At 38.1% G+C, this 23,950-nt stretch carries 36 protein-coding genes; all 36 read right to left on the bottom strand.

Annotated elements, in window-relative coordinates; genetic code table 11:
- Window positions 1-9 precede the first annotated feature (9 nt).
- The 36 genes from carA to rpoC all read right to left on the bottom strand — a co-directional run bounded on the left by carA (window position 10) and on the right by rpoC (window position 23,933).
- Window positions 10-1,107, bottom strand: a complete 1,098-nt coding sequence (carA, locus tag MM236_RS11965; RefSeq protein WP_241275212.1) for a glutamine-hydrolyzing carbamoyl-phosphate synthase small subunit — start codon at window positions 1,105-1,107, stop codon at window positions 10-12.
- Window positions 1,108-1,231: 124 nt separating this feature from the next.
- A complete protein-coding gene (gene rplQ / locus MM236_RS11960) occupies window positions 1,232-1,741 on the bottom strand; it encodes a 50S ribosomal protein L17 (protein ID WP_241275211.1) in 510 nt (169 codons plus the stop codon).
- 5 nt (window positions 1,742-1,746) lie between these two features.
- Window positions 1,747-2,736 carry a DNA-directed RNA polymerase subunit alpha gene (locus MM236_RS11955; RefSeq protein ID WP_241275210.1) on the bottom strand — a complete coding sequence of 330 codons (990 nt, stop codon included), beginning with the start codon at window positions 2,734-2,736 and terminating at the stop codon, window positions 1,747-1,749.
- 31 nt (window positions 2,737-2,767) lie between these two features.
- Window positions 2,768-3,373 (bottom strand): 30S ribosomal protein S4, encoded by a 606-nt coding sequence (rpsD, locus tag MM236_RS11950; RefSeq protein WP_241275209.1) that lies wholly within the window; start codon window positions 3,371-3,373, stop codon window positions 2,768-2,770.
- A 20-nt stretch (window positions 3,374-3,393) separates the two neighbouring features.
- Window positions 3,394-3,792, bottom strand: a complete 399-nt coding sequence (gene rpsK, locus MM236_RS11945) for a 30S ribosomal protein S11 (RefSeq protein WP_014772316.1) — start codon at window positions 3,790-3,792, stop codon at window positions 3,394-3,396.
- A 15-nt stretch (window positions 3,793-3,807) separates the two neighbouring features.
- Entirely contained in the window at window positions 3,808-4,185 is a 378-nt protein-coding gene (gene rpsM / locus MM236_RS11940) for a 30S ribosomal protein S13 (protein WP_014772315.1), read from the bottom strand.
- A 5-nt stretch (window positions 4,186-4,190) separates the two neighbouring features.
- The gene (rpmJ, locus tag MM236_RS11935; RefSeq protein WP_014772314.1) at window positions 4,191-4,307 is read right to left on the bottom strand and encodes a 50S ribosomal protein L36; all 117 of its coding nucleotides are present in this window, start codon (window positions 4,305-4,307) and stop codon (window positions 4,191-4,193) included.
- Between the two features lie 6 nt (window positions 4,308-4,313).
- Window positions 4,314-4,532, bottom strand: coding sequence for a translation initiation factor IF-1 (infA, locus tag MM236_RS11930; RefSeq protein WP_040480068.1), 219 nt, complete (start codon window positions 4,530-4,532; stop codon window positions 4,314-4,316).
- A gap of 2 nt (window positions 4,533-4,534) precedes the next feature.
- On the bottom strand, window positions 4,535-5,308 hold the full coding sequence (map, locus tag MM236_RS11925; RefSeq protein ID WP_241275208.1) for a type I methionyl aminopeptidase: 774 nt from the start codon (window positions 5,306-5,308) through the stop codon (window positions 4,535-4,537).
- Complete coding sequence (secY, locus tag MM236_RS11920; RefSeq protein WP_241275207.1) at window positions 5,305-6,627, bottom strand: preprotein translocase subunit SecY; 1,323 nt, start codon at window positions 6,625-6,627, stop codon at window positions 5,305-5,307. The genes map and secY overlap by 4 nt, the downstream gene beginning before the upstream one ends.
- A 3-nt stretch (window positions 6,628-6,630) precedes the next feature.
- Entirely contained in the window at window positions 6,631-7,077 is a 447-nt protein-coding gene (gene rplO, locus MM236_RS11915; protein ID WP_241275206.1) for a 50S ribosomal protein L15, read from the bottom strand.
- Between the two features lie 2 nt (window positions 7,078-7,079).
- Complete coding sequence (gene rpmD / locus MM236_RS11910) at window positions 7,080-7,259, bottom strand: 50S ribosomal protein L30 (protein ID WP_241275205.1); 180 nt, start codon at window positions 7,257-7,259, stop codon at window positions 7,080-7,082.
- 4 nt (window positions 7,260-7,263) lie between these two features.
- Window positions 7,264-7,782, bottom strand: coding sequence for a 30S ribosomal protein S5 (gene rpsE, locus MM236_RS11905; RefSeq protein WP_241275204.1), 519 nt, complete (start codon window positions 7,780-7,782; stop codon window positions 7,264-7,266).
- An 8-nt stretch (window positions 7,783-7,790) separates the two neighbouring features.
- The gene (gene rplR, locus MM236_RS11900) at window positions 7,791-8,138 is read right to left on the bottom strand and encodes a 50S ribosomal protein L18 (RefSeq protein WP_241275203.1); all 348 of its coding nucleotides are present in this window, start codon (window positions 8,136-8,138) and stop codon (window positions 7,791-7,793) included.
- A gap of 5 nt (window positions 8,139-8,143) precedes the next feature.
- On the bottom strand, window positions 8,144-8,701 hold the full coding sequence (rplF, locus tag MM236_RS11895; protein ID WP_241275202.1) for a 50S ribosomal protein L6: 558 nt from the start codon (window positions 8,699-8,701) through the stop codon (window positions 8,144-8,146).
- A gap of 9 nt (window positions 8,702-8,710) precedes the next feature.
- A complete protein-coding gene (rpsH, locus tag MM236_RS11890) occupies window positions 8,711-9,106 on the bottom strand; it encodes a 30S ribosomal protein S8 (protein WP_241275201.1) in 396 nt (131 codons plus the stop codon).
- 83 nt (window positions 9,107-9,189) lie between these two features.
- On the bottom strand, window positions 9,190-9,459 hold the full coding sequence (gene rpsN / locus MM236_RS11885) for a 30S ribosomal protein S14 (RefSeq protein WP_076501213.1): 270 nt from the start codon (window positions 9,457-9,459) through the stop codon (window positions 9,190-9,192).
- A gap of 2 nt (window positions 9,460-9,461) precedes the next feature.
- Entirely contained in the window at window positions 9,462-10,022 is a 561-nt protein-coding gene (gene rplE / locus MM236_RS11880) for a 50S ribosomal protein L5 (protein WP_241275200.1), read from the bottom strand.
- The gene (gene rplX / locus MM236_RS11875; protein ID WP_241275199.1) at window positions 10,015-10,359 is read right to left on the bottom strand and encodes a 50S ribosomal protein L24; all 345 of its coding nucleotides are present in this window, start codon (window positions 10,357-10,359) and stop codon (window positions 10,015-10,017) included. The genes rplE and rplX overlap by 8 nt, the downstream gene beginning before the upstream one ends.
- A gap of 2 nt (window positions 10,360-10,361) precedes the next feature.
- Window positions 10,362-10,730, bottom strand: coding sequence for a 50S ribosomal protein L14 (rplN, locus tag MM236_RS11870; RefSeq protein ID WP_075349330.1), 369 nt, complete (start codon window positions 10,728-10,730; stop codon window positions 10,362-10,364).
- A gap of 1 nt (window position 10,731) precedes the next feature.
- Entirely contained in the window at window positions 10,732-10,995 is a 264-nt protein-coding gene (gene rpsQ / locus MM236_RS11865; RefSeq protein ID WP_241275198.1) for a 30S ribosomal protein S17, read from the bottom strand.
- A gap of 8 nt (window positions 10,996-11,003) precedes the next feature.
- The gene (gene rpmC / locus MM236_RS11860; protein ID WP_241275197.1) at window positions 11,004-11,198 is read right to left on the bottom strand and encodes a 50S ribosomal protein L29; all 195 of its coding nucleotides are present in this window, start codon (window positions 11,196-11,198) and stop codon (window positions 11,004-11,006) included.
- 8 nt (window positions 11,199-11,206) lie between these two features.
- Complete coding sequence (gene rplP, locus MM236_RS11855) at window positions 11,207-11,626, bottom strand: 50S ribosomal protein L16 (RefSeq protein ID WP_241275196.1); 420 nt, start codon at window positions 11,624-11,626, stop codon at window positions 11,207-11,209.
- 22 nt (window positions 11,627-11,648) lie between these two features.
- Complete coding sequence (gene rpsC / locus MM236_RS11850; protein ID WP_241275195.1) at window positions 11,649-12,383, bottom strand: 30S ribosomal protein S3; 735 nt, start codon at window positions 12,381-12,383, stop codon at window positions 11,649-11,651.
- Window positions 12,384-12,392: 9 nt separating this feature from the next.
- A complete protein-coding gene (gene rplV / locus MM236_RS11845; protein WP_241275194.1) occupies window positions 12,393-12,782 on the bottom strand; it encodes a 50S ribosomal protein L22 in 390 nt (129 codons plus the stop codon).
- 2 nt (window positions 12,783-12,784) lie between these two features.
- Window positions 12,785-13,063, bottom strand: coding sequence for a 30S ribosomal protein S19 (rpsS, locus tag MM236_RS11840; RefSeq protein WP_009034213.1), 279 nt, complete (start codon window positions 13,061-13,063; stop codon window positions 12,785-12,787).
- A gap of 2 nt (window positions 13,064-13,065) precedes the next feature.
- Window positions 13,066-13,890 (bottom strand): 50S ribosomal protein L2, encoded by an 825-nt coding sequence (gene rplB / locus MM236_RS11835; protein ID WP_241275193.1) that lies wholly within the window; start codon window positions 13,888-13,890, stop codon window positions 13,066-13,068.
- Window positions 13,891-13,903: 13 nt separating this feature from the next.
- Window positions 13,904-14,191, bottom strand: a complete 288-nt coding sequence (rplW, locus tag MM236_RS11830; protein ID WP_241275192.1) for a 50S ribosomal protein L23 — start codon at window positions 14,189-14,191, stop codon at window positions 13,904-13,906.
- 4 nt (window positions 14,192-14,195) lie between these two features.
- Window positions 14,196-14,825 carry a 50S ribosomal protein L4 gene (rplD, locus tag MM236_RS11825; protein WP_241275191.1) on the bottom strand — a complete coding sequence of 210 codons (630 nt, stop codon included), beginning with the start codon at window positions 14,823-14,825 and terminating at the stop codon, window positions 14,196-14,198.
- Window positions 14,826-14,829: 4 nt separating this feature from the next.
- The gene (rplC, locus tag MM236_RS11820; protein ID WP_041779291.1) at window positions 14,830-15,462 is read right to left on the bottom strand and encodes a 50S ribosomal protein L3; all 633 of its coding nucleotides are present in this window, start codon (window positions 15,460-15,462) and stop codon (window positions 14,830-14,832) included.
- Window positions 15,463-15,714: 252 nt separating this feature from the next.
- The gene (gene rpsJ / locus MM236_RS11815) at window positions 15,715-16,020 is read right to left on the bottom strand and encodes a 30S ribosomal protein S10 (protein WP_241275190.1); all 306 of its coding nucleotides are present in this window, start codon (window positions 16,018-16,020) and stop codon (window positions 15,715-15,717) included.
- 13 nt (window positions 16,021-16,033) lie between these two features.
- A complete protein-coding gene (fusA, locus tag MM236_RS11810; RefSeq protein WP_241275189.1) occupies window positions 16,034-18,154 on the bottom strand; it encodes an elongation factor G in 2,121 nt (706 codons plus the stop codon).
- Window positions 18,155-18,159: 5 nt separating this feature from the next.
- Window positions 18,160-18,627, bottom strand: coding sequence for a 30S ribosomal protein S7 (gene rpsG, locus MM236_RS11805; RefSeq protein ID WP_241275188.1), 468 nt, complete (start codon window positions 18,625-18,627; stop codon window positions 18,160-18,162).
- A 23-nt stretch (window positions 18,628-18,650) separates the two neighbouring features.
- Window positions 18,651-19,034, bottom strand: coding sequence for a 30S ribosomal protein S12 (gene rpsL / locus MM236_RS11800; protein ID WP_014772291.1), 384 nt, complete (start codon window positions 19,032-19,034; stop codon window positions 18,651-18,653).
- 101 nt (window positions 19,035-19,135) lie between these two features.
- Window positions 19,136-19,459 carry a DUF3467 domain-containing protein gene (locus tag MM236_RS11795; protein WP_241275187.1) on the bottom strand — a complete coding sequence of 108 codons (324 nt, stop codon included), beginning with the start codon at window positions 19,457-19,459 and terminating at the stop codon, window positions 19,136-19,138.
- 166 nt (window positions 19,460-19,625) lie between these two features.
- Entirely contained in the window at window positions 19,626-23,933 is a 4,308-nt protein-coding gene (gene rpoC, locus MM236_RS11790; protein WP_241275186.1) for a DNA-directed RNA polymerase subunit beta', read from the bottom strand.
- Between the last annotated feature and the right edge of the window lie 17 nt (window positions 23,934-23,950).

The following is a 23,950-nucleotide window of genomic DNA, read 5'->3' as shown; positions in this document are numbered from 1 at the left end:
AATTAGGTTTTAATTTTTAGTCATTAAAGATACAAAATCATCGAATAAATACCTCGAATCATGTGGTCCAGGTGATGATTCTGGATGATATTGAACAGAAAACGCAGGCTTATTTTTGAGTTTGATCCCTGCCACTGTTCCATCATTTAGATGGACATGCGTAATCAAAAGATTTTCATTTCCTTCAACATCTTCCCTTTTCACTACAAACCCGTGATTTTGAGATGTAATCTCGCTTTTTCCAGTTACCAAATTTTTGATTGGATGATTGAGACCTCTATGCCCGTGATGCATTTTATAGGTAGAAACTCCACAAGCCTCGGCTAACAATTGGTGGCCAAGACATATTCCAAACACTGGCTTACCAGTATCCAAAATACTTTTGGTGGTATTTACTGCATAATCCATTACAGCAGGATCACCAGGCCCATTTGAAAGGAAATATCCAGTAGGATTCCAAGCTGCAAGTTCTTCAATATTTGTCTTGGCAGGAAAAACCTTACAATAAACACCTCGGTCTGCTAAATTTCTTAAGATATTTTTTTTGATGCCAAAATCTAAACAAGCCACTCTTATCTTCGAATTCTCATCTCCGAAGTAATAAGGCTCTTTCGTGCATACTTTGGAAGAAAGCTCAAGTCCATTCATGTCAGGTACAACATTCAGCTCAGCTTTGAGCCCAGCAAGATTTTCTTCATACTCAGAACTGATGATTGCATTCATAGCACCTTGAGACCTAAGATGCCTTACAAGTTTTCTAGTATCTATATCGGCAATACCAGTAATGCCATGACTAACAAGATAATCTTGTAGCGAACCACTTGCATCTAGCCGGCTGTAAACATCAGAAAAGGAATTTACAACTATACCTGCAATGGTTGGGTTATCAGATTCAACTTCATCTTCAATAACTCCATAATTACCAATATGAGGTGTAGTAGATACAATAATTTGCCCAGTATATGAGGGATCTGTATAAATCTCCTGATACCCAGTCATGCCTGTATTAAAACATATTTCACCGCCATTTGTACCTGGCTTACCAATTAGAGTGCCATGGAAAATTGTCCCATCGGCCAATAGTAGAGTAGCTTTTTGTTTGTTCATTTTTTCTTTAAGACTGGTCAAATTTAAGAAAATTCTAAAGATATGTTTTGTTAAAATTGAAAGGATATAAAAAAAGGGATTGAACCAAAGTTCAATCCCTCTATATAAAGATTATAGCAACATATTATTCTGCAGCGTTATCTTCTTTTTTTTCATCTTCTTTTACTTCTGTTGCAGTATCATCAGCTTTTACAGCAGACTCAGCAGCAGCACCTGATCCTCTTCTACTTCTTCTAGTAGTTTTCTTAGCAGGCTTAGCATCTTTCAACATCAATTCGTTGAAATCTACAAGTTCAATGATACACATTTCAGCGTTATCACCTAGACGATTACCAGTTTTGATAATTCTAGTGTACCCACCTGGTCTAGTTGCAACTTTCTCAACAACTTCTCCAAAAAGAGTCTTGATAGAATCTTTATTTTGAAGATATGAAAATACAATTCTTCTGTTATGTGTAGTATCTTCTTTAGCTCTAGAGATAAGAGGCTCTACATATTTTCTCAATTCCTTAGCTTTTGCAAGCGTTGTAGAAATACGCTTGTGAAGAATCAGTGAGGAAGCCATGTTAGAAAGCATTGCTTTTCTATGACTTGCTGTCCTTCCAAGGTGGTTAAATTTCTTACCGTGTCTCATTTTATTTACTCTTCATCAAGTTTATACTTAGACAAATCCATTCCAAAAGTCAAACCTTTTTCTTGGATTAATTGCTCTAATTCAGCCAATGATTTCTTACCGAAATTTCTGAATTTCATCATATCTGAAATTTCCAATTTGGCAAGATCACCCAAAGTCTTTACATCTGCTGCTTTCAAACAATTGAATGCACGAACAGAAAGATCCAAATCCCCAAGAGAAGTTTTCAATAACTTTCTCATGTGTAGGAATTCTTCATCAATCGGCTCTGGTTCAGAAACTCCAGAAGAGTCAAGTACCATTGTTTGATCAGAAAACAACATAAAGTGCTGAATAAGAATCTTAGCAGATTCTTGAAGTGCTTTCTCAGGATGGATAGAACCATCCGTAGTAACTTCAAGGATCAATTTTTCAAAGTCAGTTTTTTGCTCTACCCTTGTATTTTCGATACTATATTTCACATTTTTGATAGGTGTGAAAATGGCATCAATAGGAATAACACCAAAAACTTGTTCTTTAGGTTTGGATTCTTCAGCTGGAAGATATCCTCTTCCTTTTTCTACTGTAAGTTCAACTTCTAGACTTTTTGATTCATCCAAGTGGCAAATCACCAAATCGGGATTCAGAACCTCAAAAGAAGAGGTGAATTTCGCGATATCTCCTGCAGTGAAAACTGACTGATTTTTAATTTCTACAGTAACTTTACCGTCGATAGCTTCATGTACTTTCTTAAACCTAACTTGCTTAAGGTTAAGAATAATATCTGTAACATCCTCAACAACTCCTTCGATTGTGGAAAATTCATGAACCACCCCTGGAAGTTTCACAGATGTGATGGCATAACCTTCTAAAGAAGATAATAAAATTCTCCTTAAGGCATTACCAATGGTGACCCCATAGCCTTTTTCAAGTGGCTTGAAGGTAAATAAGCCGTGAAAATCATCAGCTTTTTCCATCACCACTTTTTCGGGCATTTGAAATGCTAGTATGGACATATCAATAGTTCTTTTTAAGTCTGAATTAATATTACTTAGAGTAAAGCTCGACAATCAGTTGTTCCTTGATATTCTCTGGAATATCCTCTCTCACTGGAATGCTTACGAACTTACCTGCTAATGAAGCGTTATCCCACTCTAACCAAGAATAACGTGCTGTACCTTTTCCTGCCAAACTTGCAGTGATTGCTTCAAGAGACTTTGAACGCTCTCTTACCGATACAACATCACCAGGTTTTAAGGAATAAGAAGGAATGTTTACTAATTCTCCGTTTACCAAGATATGCTTGTGGGAAGTCAACTGTCTAGCAGCTCTTCTTGTAGGTGCAATACCTAATCTATAAACGACGTTATCCAATCTAGCTTCCAATAACTGTAACAAGTTTTCACCTGTAATACCTTGTTTTCTTGAAGCTATATCGAACATTTTGGAGAATTGCCTTTCCAAAATACCGTAGATGTATTTAGCTTTTTGTTTTTCAGCAAGCTGAATAGCATATTCAGACTGCTTTTTTCTTCTACCTCTTCCATGTTGTCCAGGAGGGTAATTTTTCTTTTGAAGTGCCTTGCTTTGTCCTTCAATAGGCTCACCGAATTTTCTAGCAATCTTTGCCTTTGGACCTCTATATCTAGCCATTCTATATCTTCTTTAATGAATTAAACTCTTCTACGTTTTGGAGGACGACATCCGTTGTGCGGAAGTGGTGTCACATCAATAATCGTAGTTACGTCAAGACCTACATTTTGTAAAGTTCTGATAGCAGATTCTCTTCCTGCTCCTGGACCTTTTACAAAAACCTCAATTTTTCTCAATCCTAAATCATATGCAACTTGACCGCAATTTTGTGCTGCCATTTGTGCTGCATAAGGTGTGTTCTTCTTAGAACCTCTGAATCCCATCTTACCGGCAGAAGCCCAAGAGATCACCTGTCCAGAATTATTGGTAATAGAGATGATGATATTGTTAAATGAAGCTTTGATATGTACTTGACCTACCGCTTCTACTTTAACTACTCTTTTTTTACCTTTAGCTTTATCGTTTCTTTTCTGAGCCATAATCTAAATCAAGATTTATTTAGTTGCTTTCTTTTTGTTAGCAACAGTCTTTCTCTTACCTTTTCTAGTTCTAGCGTTATTCTTAGTTTTTTGACCTCTCAAAGGTAAACCCTTTCTATGTCTCAAACCTCTATAACAACCAATATCCATTAATCTTTTGATATTAAGCTGAATTTCAGATTTCAAAACACCTTCTGTTCTGTATTCTTCAGCAATAATATTTCTAATAGCGGTCGATTCTTCATCATCCCACTCACCCGCTTTCTTGTCAAAGGAAATGCCCGCTTTCTCAAGGATAGCTTTTGCCGCACTTCTTCCTATTCCGAAGATATAGGTTAAGCCGATTTCTCCTCGCTTGTTGTCTGGAATGTCAACTCCTGCAATTCTTGCCATAATTATTAACCTTGTCTTTGTTTAAACTTAGGATTTTTCTTGTTGATCACATAAAGCTTTCCGTTTCTTCTGATCACTTTACAGTCAACACTTCTTTTCTTAATTGATGCCTTTACTTTCATGACAGTTTATTTGTATCGATAAACAATTCTACCTTTAGAAAGATCGTAGGGAGACAATTCTAACTTGACTTTATCTCCTGGAAGAATCTTAATATAATTCATTCTCATTTTTCCGGAAATATGTGCAATCAATTGATGCCCATTTTCCAGCTCCACTTTAAACATTGCGTTTGACAATGCTTCTATTATTGTACCATCTTGTTCAATAGATGTCTGCTTAGCCATATTTAGAATTTATAGTTTTCTTCTATATATTGATGAGTAGTCAAAATCTCAGTTCTATCTTTGAAAATTGCCACTGTATGCTCGTAATGTGCAGAGGCTTTCCTATCAGCTGTTCTGATAGTCCATCCATCTCGCTCCTGTACAATATTTCTTGATCCTAGATTAACCATTGGCTCTATAGCAATCACCAAACCTTCATTCAGAAGTGGCCCACTGCCTCTTTTTCCATAATTGGGTACTTCAGGTGCTTCATGTAGGTTTTTACCTAATCCATGTCCCACCAACTCCCTAACCACAGTGTAACCTTTGGATTCGACATATTTTTGAATAGCATGACCTATGTCACCAATTCGATTTCCAAATACTGCCTTTTCTATTCCAAGAAATAAAGACTCTTTGGTCGCTCTAAGCAAAGACAAAACATTTGAAGAAACTTCACCGACAGGGTAAGTATAAGCGCAATCGCTATGAAAACCTTGGTGAAAGACTCCACAATCTATTGAGATTATATCGCCATCTTTCAAAACATAATTACTTGGGAAACCGTGCACCACCACTTCATTCACTGAAATGCATAATGAAGATGGAAACCCGTTGTATCCTTTGAAGGAAGGAACACCATTGTGATCCCTTATAAATTCCTCCGCTATTTTGTCAAGAAAAGAGGTTTGAACACCTACTTTTACATGCTTGGCAACTTCCCCATGGGCTTTGCCTAATATTTGAGCACTTTCTTTAATTAACTGGACTTCCTCAAAAGTCTTGTATTGAATCATATTGCGGCTGCGTAATTCGAAGGATTATTCTTCATATTCCCACTCTTCATCATACCTTCATAATGTCTCATCAACAAGTAACTTTCAATCTGTCTCAATGTATCCATGATAACACCCACCATGATTAATAGTGAAGTACCACCATAGAACTGAGCAAACTCAACTCCTACACCCGCAATAATTGCAAAGGCTGGGAGGATAGCTACCAATGCTAATAGCACAGAGCCAGGAAGTGTAATTCTAGAAATAATGTTATCAATAAATTCAGATGTTGGAGCTCCAGGCTTTATACCAGGAACGAATCCTCCATTTCTCTTTAAATCCTCTGAAATCTGCTCCGGATTGACCGTGATAGCTGTATAGAAGAATGTGAAAAGGATGATCATCAATGCAAACACTAAGTTATACTGCCAAGAAGTGAAATCTGAAAATGTACTACCAATATAATTAGCGATGTCATTTTCCGAAGACCAAATCTGAGCAATCATTGCAGGTAAAAACATCAGCGATTGGGCAAAGATAATAGGCATTACACCTGAAGCATTAACCTTGATAGGTATATACTGTCTTTGTCCTCCATATACCTTACCTCCTACTACTTGCTTTGCATATTGAACTGGAATTCTTCTAGTAGCTTCTGTCAATGCAACTACACCATACACCACGAAGAACAATACAGCTGCTTCGATTATGATTAAAAGCATTCCTGAAGTACCTTTCGAAAGACCTTCTGCAATAATAGCACCTGGAAATCTTGAGATAATACCGATCATAATAAGCATGGAAATACCATTTCCAATTCCTTTTTCAGTAATCTTTTCACCCAGCCACATACAGAACATAGTCCCTGCAGATAACAACACCAAAGAACTAAACATAAAGAGTGTAGTACTTACCATAACAGCCCCTGTAGGCAAGATTGTAGCTGTAATATAGCCTATACCTTGAGCAATAGTGATTGCGATGGTCAATACCCTGGTAATTTGAGTAATTCTCTTTCTACCAGATTCTCCCTCTTTTTGTAACTTTTGAAAATAAGGTACTCCAACAGTTAATAACTGCAACACAATGGATGCAGATATATAAGGCATAATACCCAAACCAAAAATGGAGGCATTACTAAATGCACCACCTAAGAATGTATCTATTAAACCGAAAATACCTTCAGGAGCATCTGCCAATTTGGAAGGATCTACACCTGGTAAAACGATAAAAGAACCCAATCTGAATACAACCAGAAATCCGATTGTATTCAAGATTCGAACTCTTAAATCTTCAATAGAAAAGATATTCTTAACTGTTGAGATAAACTTTTTCATTTATTAAATCTTGTTAACTGTTCCGCCAACTTTCTCAATAGCTTCCGTAGCAGAAGCCGAGAAATAATGAGCACTTACATTCAATTTCGCTGTAAGTTCGCCTCTACCAAGGACTTTTACAACATCTTTTTTAGAAACTAATCCGTGCTCTACCAAATTGTCGAATGAAACAGTATCCAAACTGAATTTATCTGCCAATTCCTGCAATGCAGAAAGGTTGATTGGTTTACACTCTATTCTATTAAGATTTTTGAAACCGAACTTAGGTACTCTTCTTTGAAGTGGCATTTGACCACCTTCAAATCCTAATTTGGATTTGTAACCAGATCTAGATTTAGCCCCTTTGTGACCTCTAGTAGAAGTTCCACCTCTACCAGAACCAGTACCACGACCAATTCTCTTTCTGTTTTTTACAGACCCTTCAGCAGGTTTTAATGTATGTAATTTCATAATTAAGCTTCCTCCACTTTTACAAGGTGACTTACTTTTCTTACCATTCCAGCAATCTGAGGAGTGTTTTCAACTTCTACAGATTTGTTGATTCTACCTAGACCCAAAGCAGTAATTGTAGCTTTTTGATCCTTTGGTCTTTTGATAGTGCTTCTTAACTGCGTTACTTTAATCTTAGCCATATCCTTAACCGTTAAAAACTTTTGACATTTTTACACCTCTTTGCTGAGAAACAGCAATCGCATCTCTCAATTGAATCAAAGCATCAATAGTTGCTTTTACAACATTGTGAGGGTTGGAAGATCCTTTTGACTTAGCTAGTACATCAGTTACACCAGCACTTTCAAGTACAGCACGCATCGCACCACCTGCAATAACTCCAGTACCTGGAGCTGCTGGTTTGATCAATACAAAACCGCCACCATACTTACCTAATTGTTCGTGAGGTATAGTACCTTTCAAGATAGGAACACGCACAAGATTCTTCTTTGCATCTTCAATACCTTTAGTGATTGCATCAGTCACTTCATTGGCTTTACCCAAACCGTAACCTACAACACCATTACCATCACCTACCACAACAATAGCAGAGAATGAAAATCTCCTACCACCTTTAACTACCTTAGCAACACGGTTGATAGCAACTACTTTCTCTTTTAGTTCTGTATCTGTTGCCCTTATGGGTTTTCTTTTAACTTGAGACATAATATCTATTAAAATTTAAGGCCACCTTCCCTTGCACCATCAGCAAGAGCTTTAACATTACCATGATATAGGTATCCACTTCTGTCAAAAACAACAGAATCGAAACCATTAGCAACAGCTCTTTCAGCTAATTTCTTACCAACCTCTTTAGATACAGAGATGGTATTATTCTTAGCACCAAGTTCCTTGGAAGAGGCTTGCGCAAGAGTATGACCCTTAAGGTCATCAACCAATTGAGCGTATATACCAGTATTGCTTTTAAATACTGACAAACGAGGTCTAGAATCTGTTCCGTTGATTTTTCTACGGATACTTTTCTTGATTCTAAGTCTTCTTGAATTCTTATTAAAAGCCATCTTATTTATTTTTTACCTGCGGTTTTACCAGCTTTACGTCTTACAATCTCACCTACGAAGCGAACACCTTTACCTTTGTAAGGTTCTACTTTACGTAGAGATTTGATTTTTGCAGCTACTTGCCCGATCAATTCTTTATCGATACCTTCCAAAGTCACTAAAGGATTTTTACCTTTAGGAGTTTCTGTTTTCAATGAAATTGAATCAGGAAGTGCAAAGAAAATATTGTGGGAGTAGCCAAGTGACAATTCAAGAATTTGACCTTGGTTGGAGGCTTTGTAACCTACACCCACTAATTCTAATTCTTTCTTGTAACCATCGGCAACACCGATAACCATGTTGTTTAACAACGATCTATACAAACCGTGAAGAGATTTGTGTCTCTTAGATTCAGTAGGTCTTGTTACTACGATTTGGTTATCTTCAACCGCAACGGTAATATCGGGATTCACATCCTGAGTCAGAGTACCTTTGGGACCTTTAACAGTGACAGTATTGTGTGCTGACACGTCTACAGTAACACCCGCTGGTAGATTTATTGGTTTTTTACCTATTCTAGACATAACGGTTAATTAATAAACGTAACAAAGTACTTCGCCACCTATACCTTCAGTACGGGCTTCTTTATCGGTCATTACACCTTTCGAAGTGGACATAATCGCAACACCTAGGCCGTTGATTACTCTAGGTAGTTCGTCATGTTTAACATATTTTCTTAGACCAGGCTTACTAACTCTAGTAAGGCTTACAATTGCATTCTGCTTTGTTGCAGGATTATATTTCAAAGCAATTTTGATAGATCCCTGAGGACCTTCTTCTTCAAACTTGTAATTTTGAATATACCCTTTATCATGAAGAACTTTAGTAAGTTCTTTTTTGATGTTAGAAGCAGGAATCTCAACGATTCTGTGAGATGCCTTTATGGCATTTCTTAATCTGGTCAAATAATCAGCTATTGGATCAGTCATATTTATATAAGTCTAACTGCACACCCGTTTCGGGCGTGCAAAGTTACACAATGATTTTAAGAATAAAAACTTTTGTCCGATTTTTACCAGCTTGATTTGGTAACACCAGGAATCTTTCCAGCAGAAGCCATTTCTCTGAAAGTTACCCTATTGATACCAAATTTTCTCATATAACCTTTTGGACGACCTGTCAATTTACATCTATTATGAAGTCTGACAGGAGAAGCATTTCTAGGTAGCTTATCCAAGGCTTCGTAATCACCAGCAGCTTTTAATTCTGCTCTCTTTTTCGCGTACTTGGCTACAAGACGTTCTCTTTTTCTCTCACGAGCTTTTAATGATTCTCTTGCCATGATTATTCAGGATTATTTTTGTTGATAAAAGGCATTCCAAAAGCTTTCAATAGTGAAAAACTTTCTTCATCTGTCTCTGCTGTAGTCACAAAAGTGATGTCCATGCCAGAGATTCTATTTACTTTCTCAATGCTGATCTCAGGGAAGATAATCTGTTCAGTCACACCCAAAGTGTAATTGCCTCTACCATCAAAACCTTTATCGCTGATTCCTTTGAAATCTCTTACTCGTGGAAGAGCTACAGTAGCTAATCTATCAAGGAATTCATACATTCTATCACCTCTCAAAGTAACTTTAGCTCCAATTGGCATCTCTTCTCTCAACTTAAAGTTGGATATTGAGTTTTTAGCTTTTGTCGCTACTGCTCTTTGACCAGTGATCAAAGAAAGCTCTTCAACACCTTGATCTACTAATTTCTTGTCAGCTACAGCTGCACCGATACCCTTGTTCAACACAATTTTGGTCAACTTAGGAACTTGCATTGCTGACTTATACTGGAATTTATCCTTTAAAGCAGGAGCAATTTCAGTAATATACTTTTCTTTCATTCTAGGATTAGCCATTGATCACCTCCCCAGTTTTCTTAGAATACCTAACTAATTTTCCGTTTTCACCTTGTTTCCTACCAGTTCTGGTAGCGTCACCTGTTTTAGGATCAACCAACATAAGGTTACTAATATGTACGGCAGCCTCTCTTTTTTCAATTCCACCTTGAGGATTTGTAGCAGTTGGCTTTACGTGTTTAGTCACTGTATTGATACCTTCTACTACTGCTCTCCTTTTTTCAAGGTTTACAGAAAGTACTTTACCTGTCTTACCCTTATCATCTCCTGACAATACTTTTACAGTATCACCAGTTCTGATGTGTAATTTGGGTTGTTTATTGAATTTTCTTTCCATGATTACAATACTTCTGGGGCCAAAGATACAATCTTCATAAACTGCTTCTCTCTCAATTCTCTAGCAACAGGACCGAAGATACGAGTCCCTCTAGGTTCGTCGTTGTTGTTTAAGAGCACGGCAGCATTATCTTCAAATCGGATATAAGAACCGTCTTTTCTTCTAATTTCCTTCCTTGTTCTCACGATAACCGCTTTAGAAACGGTACCTTTTTTCATGTTGCTGGAAGAAAGTGCGGATTTAACAGTCACTACAACTTTATCCCCGATAGAAGCATATCTTTTCTTGGTTCCTCCCAATACACGGATTACAAGCACTTCCTTAGCACCCGAATTGTCCGCTACGCTTAGTCTGGATTCTTGTTGTATCATGTTATTTAGCCTTTTCTATAATTTCTACTAATCTCCAACGCTTATTCTTACTCAGCGGACGAGTTTCGCTTATCTTAACAAGGTCGCCAGCTTGGCACTCGTTATTCTCGTCATGAACCATAAATTTTGTAGTCTTGGCAACAAACTTACCGTAGATAGGGTGCTTAACCCTTCTTTCAACGGCAACGGTTATGGACTTGTCCATTTTGTTGCTGACTACTTTTCCTATTCTTTCTTTACGTAGATTTCTCTCAGTAGTAGCCATCTTGATTCTTATTTAGCTAATTGTGATGCCGTCAAAGCAGTTTTCAATCTTGCGATTGTACGCTTTGTCTCTTTTAATTTATTAGGATTTTCAATCGGAGAGATTGCATGAGCAAAACGCATTTTTGTCAAATTTGCTTGCTCAGCGGCGATGCGCTCGATTAGTTCACTTGTTGTAAGTGAGTTGATTTCTGAATTTTTCATAGCTTGTCTTATCCTACGTAATCCCTACGTACTACAAAATTTGTACTTACAGGAAGTTTCTGTTGTGCTAGTCTCAATGCTTCTTTAGCTACTTCTTGACTAACTCCTGTTGCTTCGAAAAGGATAGTACCTGGTTTGATTACTGCAACCCAGTATTCAGGAGCTCCCTTACCTTTACCCATACGAACCTCTGCAGGTTTTTTGGTGATAGGCTTGTCAGGGAAAATTCTGATCCAAACCTGACCTTCTCTTTTCATCGCTCTCGTCATAGCAATCCTTGCTGCTTCAATCTGACGAGAGGTTATCCATCCAGCTTCAAGGGACTTGATGCCAAAGTTGCCAAAAGAAAGCGTGTGCCCTCTTTGTGCAATGCCTTTGACTCTGCCCTTGTGCATTTTTCTATATTTAGTTCTTTTTGGCTGTAACATGATTTCTCACTTAGGGTGAAAATTAGTTATTTCTCTTTCTTCTTTTTGGACCGCCTTCTCTTCTCTTTCCTCTAGCGTTGTTTCCACCTTTTGGTTCGTTGGCTGCGCCTACGTTTGGAGAAAGATCTCTCTTACCGTATACTTCACCTTTGAATATCCAAACTTTGATACCGATGATACCATAGATAGTGTTTGCTTCAGAAATAGCGTAATCGATGTCTGCTCTCAATGTATGCAAAGGAATTCTTCCTTCTTTGTACATCTCCGATCTTGCCATCTCAGCTCCGCCCAATCTACCTGAAAGTTTTACTTTGATTCCCTCAGCTCCAACTCTCATTGTAGCAGCAATAGATTGCTTCATTGCTCTTCTGAAGGAAATACGAGCTTGTAGTTGTTGTGCAATTGACTCTCCAACCAATTTCGCATCCAATTCAGGACGCTTAATTTCAAAAATGTTGATTTGAACATCCTTGTTGGTCAATTTTTTCAACTCCTCTTTAAGTTTATCAACTTCAGCTCCACCTTTTCCAATTACTACTCCCGGACGGGCAGTATGAATTGTTAGGGTGATTCTTTTCAAAGTCCTTTCGATAATTACCTTAGAGATACCACCTTTAGGGATTCTAGCATTTACATACTTTCTAATCTGTTGGTCTTCATAAAGCTTCTCAGCAAAATCTTTACCTCCATACCAGTTAGAATCCCAACCTTTGACTACACCAAGTCTAAAACCAATAGGGTTTACTTTTTGTCCCATAGTCTAATCTTAATTAGAGTTTTCTTTTGTTTGTACTTCATCAGCGGTAACTGCAGTGCTGAATGCATCAACTACTAAAGTCACATGATTTGATCTTTTACGTATTCTGTGTGCTCTTCCTTGAGGAGCAGGTCTCAGTCTTTTCAACATACGACCACCATCTACTTGAATTGTCTTGATAAATAAATCAGCTTCTTCAAGTTTTTCATCTGGATTTTTTGCTTGCCAGTTGGCCACAGCAGAAAGAAGAAGTTTCTCTAATTTAATAGCACCGTGGTTAGGTGTAAACTTCAATATACTTAATGCTTGTCCTACTCTTTTACCTCTTACAAGGTCAGCTACCAATCGCATTTTGCGAGTAGAAGTAGGAACGTTGTTTAATCTTGCTATTGCTTCCATGATTATCTCTTTCCTTTATCCTTTTTGGCAATATGACCTCTAAAGTTTCTTGTAGGAGCAAATTCTCCTAGTTTATGACCTACCATGTTGTCTGTTACAAATACTGGAATAAACTTGTTTCCATTATGCACAGCAAAGGTATGGCCTACAAAATCCGGAGAAATCATTGATCTTCTCGACCAAGTCTTGATGACTGATTTTTTTCCGGACTCGTTCATTACATCCACTTTTTTGGCCAAGTGATGCTCTATATAAGGACCTTTCTTTAATGAACGTGCCATAGTTATTTAGATCTTTTACTGATAATGAATTTATTTGAATATTTTTTAGGAGACCTAGTCTTCTTACCTTTTGCAAGTAAACCAGTCCTAGATCTTGGATGTCCACCTGATGAACGTCCTTCACCACCACCCATAGGGTGATCGACAGGGTTCATGGCTACACCTCTTGTTCTAGGTCTTCTTCCTAACCAACGGTTTCTACCAGCTTTTCCTAACACTACGTTCATGTGGTCTCCATTAGAAACAACACCTATCGTTGCCATACAAACTCCAAGTATAAGTCTCATTTCCCCAGAAGGTAATTTAACTGTAACATACTTGCCGTCTCTAGCTACTACCTGAGCGTATCCACCAGCACTTCTTGCCAATGCACCACCTTTACCAGGCTTCAATTCCAAATTGTGAACAATGGTACCCAAAGGGATATTTACCAATTGCATTGCGTTTCCAACTTCTGGAGCTACGCTTTCACCGGAAATCACTGTTTGTCCAACTTGCAAACCTTCCGGGGCAATAATGTAAGCCTTTGCACCGTCAACATAATACAATAAAGCTAGACGTGCTGTTCTGTTTGGATCATATTCAATAGACTTAACTACTGCTGGTATTCCAAACTTGATTCTCTTAAAATCTACGATTCTAAGTCTTCTTTTATGGCCACCTCCAATATATCTGGAGGTCATTTTACCTACATTATTTCTACCACCTGACTTCTTCAAAGGAGCCAATAAAGATTTCTCTGGCTTTGATGTTGTAATTTCATCAAATGCTGGAGCAACTCTAAATCTGGTTCCTGGGGTTACAGGCTTTAATTTTTTAACTGCCATGATTCTGATTCAATTAAATTTCTCCGTAAAAATCGATCACTTCACCTTCTGCAACTTGTACAATTGCTTTCTTGAAGGCATTCGTAAATCCACTTACAACTTTTGCTTTGGTGTATCTTGTCTTTGATTTACCAGCATAACGCATGGTTCTCACGTCAACAACTTTCACACCGTACATTTTTTCTACAGCTCTCTTGATTTCTGGCTTCTTTGCAGTTTTCTCAACTACAAATCCATAAACACCTTTCTCGTTCATCGCAGAAATCTTTTCCGTAATCAAAGGTTTTTTTAGAATTTCCATTGTCTTACTTCAATAATAGGGTTTCTAACATACTTACAGAACCTTCGCACAACATCAAGTTGTCTGCGTTAAGCAATTCATAAGTGTTTACTTCATTTACTGAAACCACCTTTGCTTTAGGTAAATTTCTACTAGATAAATAGACATTTTTGTTTTCCTCAGGAAGTACCAAAAGTGTCTTTTTATCTGTCAAAGAAAGTCCATTCAAGAATGCTATATAATCTTTTGTCTTTGGAGCGTCAAATGAAACGTTTTCCAAAATCATTAGGCTATTTTCTCTTACTTTATAAGTCAAAGCAGACTTTCTTGCCACTTGCTTCAATTTTTTGTTCAATTTGAAAGAATAACTTCTTGGTCTTGGACCGAAGATTCTTCCTCCTCCTCTGAACACTGGAGATTTGATAGATCCGGCTCTAGCTCCGCCAGTACCTTTTTGCTTTTTGATCTTTTTGGTAGATCCAGCAATCTCATTTCTCTCTTTTGATTTGTGCGTTCCTTGTCTTTGGTTTGCCAAAAACTGTTTTACATCAAGGTAGATAGCGTGATCATTTGGCTCAACACCAAATATCTCTTCTGAAAGCGTTACTTTTCTACCTGTCTCTTCGCCGTTATGTTTTAATACTGCTAATTCCATTGTCTTACTTCTCTAGGATAACGAAAGAATTTTTTGGACCAGGGACAGAACCACTCACTAATAGCAAGTTCTTTTCTGCGTAAATCTTCAACACTTTCAAGTTGATAACTTTAACTCTATCACCACCAGTTCTACCTGCCATTCTCATGCCTTTGAATACTCTTGATGGCCAAGAACAAGCACCAATGGAGCCAGGGTGTCTACCTCTGTTGTGCTGACCGTGAGTCTGTCCACCAACACCGGCAAAACCATGACGCTTAACTACACCTTGGAAACCTTTACCTTTTGAAGTTCCGATAGCATCTACGAAGTCACCTTCGATGAATACTTGTCCTGCTTCTACGGTTTTTCCAAGATCAACCTGACCTTCGAATTCGACCCTAAAGTCTCTGAATTCTACAACTTTCTGCTTTGGAGTTGTACCGGCCTTTTTAAAGTGTCCGATTAGTGGCTTAGGAGTGTTTTTCTCCTTACGCTCACCATAAGCCAACTGAACAGCGTTGTACCCGTCTGTTTCTAAATTTTTTACTTGCGTCACTACGCAAGGACCAGCTTCTATTAGCGTGCATGCGACGTTACGTCCATCGGCACTAAAAATGCTAGTCATTCCTACTTTTCTACCTATTATTCCAGACATCTTCTGATATATAATATAATTACGCACAAGCGATTAGACGCAAGTGCCCTTTTTAAAGGACTGCAAAGTTAGGAATTTAATTCCACCTTACAAACTCCAACTTTAATATTTTCAATTATTTACGAAAAAATATTTGGTATTTTGAAACTTTTTTATTGTTTGATCAGTACCGAATACCTTTTCTTTGATAAAGACAAAAGAAAAACCCATCCCCCGAAGCGGATAGGTTTTTCATTCTGAAAGTTCCTACTGTCAGACTTTGATCTCTACATCAACTCCACTAGGAAGTTCGATTTTCATCAAAGCATCAACAGTTTTTGAACTATTGCTATAGATATCAACCAATCTTTTGTAAGTACAAAGTTGAAATTGCTCTCTAGCTTTCTTATTTACGTGTGGCGATTTCAACACCGTGAACTTTTCCTTCTTAGTAGGCAAAGGAATTGGTCCTACGACAATTGCACCAGTTGCTTTTACTGCTTTCACAATCTTCTCTGATGACTTATCCACCAGGCTGTGATCGTATGATTTTAATTTTATTCTGATTTTCTGATTCATTTTCGCTTAGAATTTAGGCTTTTTCACCTTTAACTTTCGCTATCACAGCTTCTGCGATATTGTTAGGTACAGGCTCGTAATGTGAGAAGGTCAATGAAGCTGTTGCTCTACCTGATGTGATTGTTCTCAAATCAGTAACATAGCCAAACAACTCGGAAAGAGGTACACTAGCTTTGACTACAGTAGAAGTACCTTTTGTATCCATACCTTTCATCAATCCTCTTCTTCTATTCAAATCACCAGTAATTGGACCAGTGTATTCATCTGGCGTAACTACGTCAACTGCCATGATTGGTTCCAACAATTGTGGTCTACATTTTTTAGCTGCTTCCTTGAATCCAATTCTTGCTGCCAATTCAAATGATAATGCGTCTGAATCGACATCGTGGAATGATCCATGGAACAATCTTACTTTCATAGACTCTACAGGATAACCTGCCAAAGGACCATTTTTCATAGATTCAGCAAAACCCTTTTGGATAGCAGGGATAAATTCCTTTGGAATTACACCACCTACGATTCCGTTTACGAAATCCAATCCTGCCTTGATTTCGTTTGTCTCTGGATCTGGATCTTTCGGTCCAAGTTCAAATACGATATCTGCAAATTTACCTTTACCACCTGACTGCTTTTTATAGACTTCTTTGTGCTCAATAGAACCAAACAAAGCTTCTTTATATGCAACTTGAGGTGCTCCTTGGTTAATCTCAACCTTGAATTCTCTTTTCAAACGATCGATAATGATATCCAAGTGAAGTTCACCCATACCTCTCAAGATAGTCTGTCCAGTTTCGTGGTCAGTATTAACTACAAGAGTAGGATCTTCTTCTACAAGCTTAGCGATAGCCATACCTAGCTTATCTACATCAGCTTGTGTCTTAGGCTCAATAGCATAACCAATAACTGGCTCAGGGAATACCATTGACTCAAGAACTACTTTACGTTTTTCATCACAAAGTGTATCTCCAGTCTTGATATCTTTAAATCCAACTACTGCACCAATATCACCAGCTACCAATCTTGGAATCTGATTTTGCTTGTTCGCGTGCATTTGGAAAACTCTTGAGATACGCTCTTTATTTCCAGAACGGCTATTGAATACATAAGAACCTGATTCAAGAACACCTGAATAAGCTCTCACGAAACAAAGACGACCTACAAATGGATCCGTAGCGATTTTGAATGCCAAACCTGTGAAAGGTTCTGATTCATCTGGAGCGATTTTTACTTCTTCATCTTCATTATCCAAAGAATGAGCAATAATATCATCTTTGTCCAAAGGAGAAGGAAGCAACTCCATCACTAGGTCAAGCATAGTTTGTACACCTTTGTTTTTGAAAGATGAACCACAAACCATAGGAACTACTTTCATTGCGATAGTAGCCTGACGAAGTGCGTTTAGGATTTCTGCCTCAGTAATTGACTCAGAATCTTCGAAGAATTTCTCCATCAATGACTCGTCAAATTCTGCAACTGACTCCAAAAGATATTCTCTATATTGAGCAACTTCTTCTTTCATATCTTCAGGAATAGGAACTTCTTCGAAAGTCATCCCGAAATCATCCTCATTCCAAACAATAGCTCTGTTGTTGATCAAATCAACTACACCTCTAAATTTGTCTTCAGCACCGATAGGAAGTTGCAATGGAACTGCATGGCTACCTAACATTTCTTTTACTTGCTTACAAACTTCAAGGAAGTTAGCACCTGCACGGTCCATTTTGTTAACGAAACCGATACGAGCTACTTTGTAATTATCAGCTAGTCTCCAGTTAGTTTCTGATTGAGGCTCAACACCATCCACAGCACTAAAAAGGAATACCAACCCATCCAAAATTCTTAAGGAACGGTTTACCTCTACGGTAAAATCCACGTGCCCAGGAGTATCGATGATGTTGATTTGGTACTTGTTGTCTCTATAATTCCAAAAAACAGTGGTCGCAGCAGAAGTAATTGTGATACCTCTTTCTTGCTCTTGTGCCATCCAGTCCATGGTAGCCGCACCATCATGAACCTCACCGATTTTATGGCTTACACCAGAATAAAATAGGATACGTTCAGTAGTTGTGGTCTTACCTGCATCAATATGTGCAGCAATTCCAATGTTTCTTGTAAATTTTAAATCTCTTGCCATTTCAATTAAAATCTAAAGTGTGAGAATGCTTTATTTGCTTCCGCCATTCTATGGGTATCATCTTTCTTCTTCACAGCAGCACCTTCGCCTTTTGCGGCAGAGATGATTTCTCCAGCTAATCTATCCATCATAGTTTTCTCACCCCTTCTTCTGGCATAAGTGATCATCCACTTGATTCCGAGGGACAACTTTCTTTCAGGTCTAACTTCCATTGGGACCTGGAAAGTAGCACCACCAACTCTACGACTCTTCACCTCGACAGCGGGAGTTATATTGTTAAGCGCTTTTTTCCAAACCTCAAGACCGTTCTCACCTACTTTTTGTTCAACTTTCTCGACTGCGTCGTAGAAAATTCTGTAAGCAATACTCTTCTTACCATCCACCATTAGACAGTTAACAAACTTTGTTACCAAAGTGTCATTAAACTTCGGATCAGGAAGAATATATCTCTTTTTTGGTTTCGCTTTTCTCATTTTTTCTAAATGTTTTTGTAATATTATTTCTTAGCGGCCTTAGGACGCTTCGCACCATACTTGGAACGACCTTGCTTACGGTCTTTTACTCCTGCTGTATCTAGTGCACCTCGGATGATGTGGTAACGTACACCTGGAAGATCCTTCACACGACCACCTCTGATCAATACGATCGAGTGCTCTTGCAAATTGTGACCTTCTCCAGGAATGTAGGCGTTAACCTCTTTTCCGTTCGTCAATCTTACCCTAGCCACTTTTCTCATCGCTGAGTTAGGCTTCTTAGGCGTGGTAGTGTACACCCTTGTACAAACCCCTCTTCTTTGAGGACATGCATCCAAAGCTCTAGACTTGGACTTGGTCTCAAGGGTAGTTCTACCTTTTCTTACTAACTGTTGTATAGTAGGCATTAACTGATAAAATTTATTTTGTTCCTTGTAAACTTGTGAATTTTGGACTGCAAAGGTAAACAAATAGGTAAAACAAACAAAATTAAGATGTTATATTTTTACTATGCCTCCCCAGGAGTCCCTCCAAAATTCAATGGAAAAGACGGACTTTCATCTCCTCCCTGAATTTTACCAAATGCATTTTCGTATTTATTTATATTATCCTTCAAAGCTGCTAGCAATCTTTTTGCGTGATCAGGGGTCATGATGATTCTTGATTTAACTTTTGCTTTTGGTACTCCAGGCATCAGTCTAATAAAATCAATCACAAACTCTGAATTTGAATGTGCTATCATTGCCAAATTTGAATAGACACCTTCGGCCACTTCTTCTGAGAGCTCAACGTTGATTTGTTGATTTTGATTGGCTAATTTATCGTCTTCCATAAGATTAAATGAATTTTGTTTTACTCCAGATTATACTTCCAGACTATGTATCAATTGCTAGTTTTGATTTTAGTTTAAAACTTCCTTTCTATTTTCTAAGAAATAATTAAAGATAAAAAAGGCCTGCTTTTACACAGGCCTCTTTATTTCTATATCAAAACCGGTATTACTTAACTACCTCTTTTGACTTTTTTACTGATCTTTCCTTCTCAACAGATAGTCTCTCGTAATCATCCAAAGAACCTACAATAATATCTTTAAAGTTTCTTTGTCCTGTTCCTGCTGGAATCAAGTGACCTACGATAACGTTTTCTTTCAATCCGAGAAGTTCATCACGCTTACCTCTAATAGCAGCTTCACTCAAGACTTTGGTAGTCTCCTGGAAAGATGCAGCCGATATAAAGCTTTCTGTACCCAAAGATGCAGCTGTAATACCTTGAAGTGTTGGTCTAGAAACTGCTGTTTCAGCATCTCTAACTTGCACCAATTTCAAATCTTTACGCTTCAAACTGGAATTCTCGTCTCTCAATCTTCTTGCAGAGATAATCATACCTGCCTTCAATGTGCTCGAATCTCCAGGTTCCATTACAACTTTCTTATCCAAGATGTTGTCATTTTCTTCCCTGAAAGCCCACTTATCAACAACTTGGTTTTGAAGGAAACCTGTGTCACCAGCATCAAGTATTTCTACTTTTTGCATCATTTGGCTTACGATTACCTCAATATGTTTATCGTTGATTTTTACACCTTGAAGTCTATATACTTCTTGGATTTCATTTACCAAATATTCCTGTACAGCAGTTGGTCCTTTGATAGCCAAGATATCGTTTGGAGTAATTGCTCCATCAGAAAGTGGCTCACCAGCTCTGATAAAGTCATTTTCCTGAACAAGAATATGCTTAGACAATGACACCATATATCTCTTTCTTACACCATCTTTGGATTCGATAAAGATCTCACGGTTACCTCTTTTGATACCTCCATAAGTCACAACTCCATCGATTTCTGAAACTACCGCCGGGTTGGAAGGGTTTCTGGCTTCGAATAATTCTGTTACTCTTGGAAGACCCCCAGTAATATCTCTTGTCTTACCAACAGATCTTGGGATTTTAACCAAAATTTGACCAGCTTTCACTTTTTCACCTGCTTCTACCGCTAAGTGAGCTCCTACTGGAATATTGTATGATTTATTTTCCTCACCATAATTTACAATTACAGCAGGGTTTTTAGTCTTATCTTTTGTATCAATGATTACCTTTTCTCTGTAACCAGTCTGATCATCCGCTACTTCTTTGAAAGTAACACCTTCAATGATTGCATCAAATTCGATTTCCCCATCAAACTCTGACAAAATCACAGCATTGTATGGATCCCAAGTACAAAGTGAATCACCTTTACCAATTTTCTGACCATCTTTCACATTCAAGATCGCACCATAAGGTACGTGGTTAGAAACAAGCAACTTCCCTTTAGAGTCGTTTATCTTAATTTCACCAGATCTTCCCATCACAATTGCAATTGCTTCGCCATCCTTGTTGGTTGTATTGATCCATCTCAATTCTTCTTCAAATTCAATAACACCTTCAAACTTGGCATTGATGCTTGCTTCAACAGAAATGTTAGATGCTGTACCCCCTACGTGGAATGTTCTCAATGTCAACTGAGTACCTGGCTCACCGATAGACTGCGCGGCAATTACACCTACAGACTCTCCATTCTGAACCATGTTACCAGTAGTCAAGTTTCTACCATAACACTTAGAACATACACCTCTTCTAGTTTCACACGTTAATACAGATCTGATCTCAACTTCTTCAACTGCAGATTCATCTATTCTTTTTGCAATATCATCAGAGATTTCCTCACCTGCACTTACCAATATCTCTTCAGAAATTGGATCTACAACATCATGAACAGATACTCTACCTACAATTCGTTCAGAAAGTGGCTCTACGATTTCGTCATTGTCTTTCAAAGGCTGAACTACAAGACCTCTCAATGTACCACAATCTTCTTCTGAGATAATCATATCCTGAGCAACATCCACTAATCTTCTGGTCAAGTAACCAGCATCAGCAGTTTTCAATGCAGTATCGGCAAGACCTTTACGTGCACCGTGGGTAGATATAAAGTACTCTAATACATCCAAACCTTCTTTAAAGTTTGATAGAATTGGGTTTTCGATGATTTCACCTACAGAACCTTGAAGGTTTTTCTGAGGCTTAGCCATCAATCCTCTCATTCCACCCAGCTGACGAATTTGTTCTCTAGAACCCCTGGCTCCAGAGTGCATCATCATATAGATTGCATTGAAACCTTGTTTATCTTCTTCCATTTGACGCATCAAGATGTTGGTCAAATTAGAGTTGGTTCTAGTCCAAATATCGATTACTTGGTTATACCTTTCATTGTCTGTAATGAGCCCCATTAGATAGTTGTTCCAAACTTGGTCAACTTCTTCTTTTGCTTTATTGATCAATGGGTCTTTTTCATCAGGGATAATAACATCGTTCAATCCCATTGAAAGTCCACCGGTATATGCCATCTGGAAACCTAGGTGCTTGATATCATCAAGGAACTGGGCAGTTCTGGCAATACCACATATTTTTACAACTTCCGCGATAATCTGCTGAAGTTTTTTCTTTGTCAAGAGTTCATTTACATAACCAACTTCTTCAGGCACGAATTGATTGAAAATCAATCTACCAGCTACGGTTTCTATAATCTTTTCGACAATATCACCGTTATCTTCTCTTACCTTAACTTTACACTTTACAAATGCATGTTGAGACACACGTCCTTCATTCATTGCAATGATGACTTCTTCTTCACCATAGAAAGTTTGACCTTCACCCAAAACAATCTCTTCAGGCGTAGATTTTTTCCCTTTGGTTACATAATAAAGTCCCAAAACCATATCCTGTGAAGGTACTGTAATTGGAGCACCATTTGCAGGATTTAGGATGTTATGCGAAGAAAGCATCAATGTTGAGGCTTCTAAAATGGCTTCATGTCCCAATGGAACGTGAACCGCCATCTGATCACCATCAAAATCAGCGTTGAATGCAGTACATACTAATGGGTGAAGTTGAATTGCTTTACCTTCGATCAATTTCGGTTGGAAAGCTTGAATACCCAATCTGTGAAGTGTAGGAGCTCTGTTTAGAAGCACAGGGTGTCCTTTCAATACATTTTCAAGGATATCCCATACCACAGGATCTTTTCTATCTACGATTTTCTTTGCAGATTTTACAGTCTTTACAATACCTCTTTCTATCAGCTTCCTGATAATAAATGGTTTGAAAAGCTCAGCAGCCATATTCTTTGGCAATCCACACTCGTGAAGTTTCAATTCAGGACCTACGACGATAACAGAACGGCCAGAATAATCGACCCTCTTACCCAATAGGTTTTGACGGAAACGACCTTGCTTACCTTTCAACATGTCAGAAAGTGATTTCAAAGCACGGTTACCATCAGATCTTACAGCATTGACCTTTCTTGAGTTATCAAAAAGAGAATCGACAGCTTCCTGAAGCATTCTTTTTTCGTTTCTCAAAATAACTTCTGGTGCTTTGATATCTATCAATCTCTTCAGACGGTTATTTCTAATGATCACCCTTCTGTAAAGATCATTCAAATCAGAGGTTGCAAATCTACCACCATCCAAAGGAACCAACGGTCTCAATTCTGGTGGAATCACAGGAACCATTCTTACAACCATCCACTCAGGACGGTTTTCGATTCTGGTTCTAGCATCTCTGAATGCTTCTACAACTTTCAGTCTTTTCAAAGCTTCCGCTTTCCTTTGCTGAGAAGTATCTGTAGCTGCTTGGTGTCTTAGGCTGTAAGAAAGGTCATCAAGATCAAGTCTTGCCAATAACATTTCAATAGCTTCAGCACCCATTTTGGCGATGAATTTATTTGGATCTTCATCATCAAGCATTTGGTTCTCTTTTGGAAGTTTATCCATGATGTCCAAATACTCGTCTTCAGTCAAAAAGTCAAGATATTGTATCCCGTCTTCAGCTTTGATTCCAGCTTGAACGACAGCATATCTTTCATAATATACTATTTGATCCAATTTTTTTGTTGGAAGACCCAACAAGTATCCAATTTTGTTTGGAAGAGATTTGAAGTACCAAATATGCGCTACGGGGACAACAAGCTCAATATGGCCCATTCTCTCTCTACGCACTTTCTTTTCTGTGACTTCAACACCACATCTGTCACAAATGATACCTTTATATCTTATGCGCTTATATTTTCCACAATGACATTCCCAGTCTTTAACAGGACCGAAAATCCTCTCACAGAACAACCCTCCCATTTCTGGCTTGTACGTTCTGTAATTGATTGTTTCGGGCTGCGTTACTTCACCATGTGAACTATCCAGAATTGATTCTGGAGAGGCCAAACTAATAGTGACTCTAGAAAAGTCGTTGTTTAGTTTTTTGTTTTTTCTGAACGCCATAATAATTGATGAGTATG

It is taken from the genome of Belliella calami (assembly GCF_022549695.1).
GTDB lineage: Bacteria > Bacteroidota > Bacteroidia > Cytophagales > Cyclobacteriaceae > Belliella > Belliella calami.
Note: the sequence above shows the minus strand (reverse complement) of the source record. Positions and strands in the feature narration are given on the sequence as shown.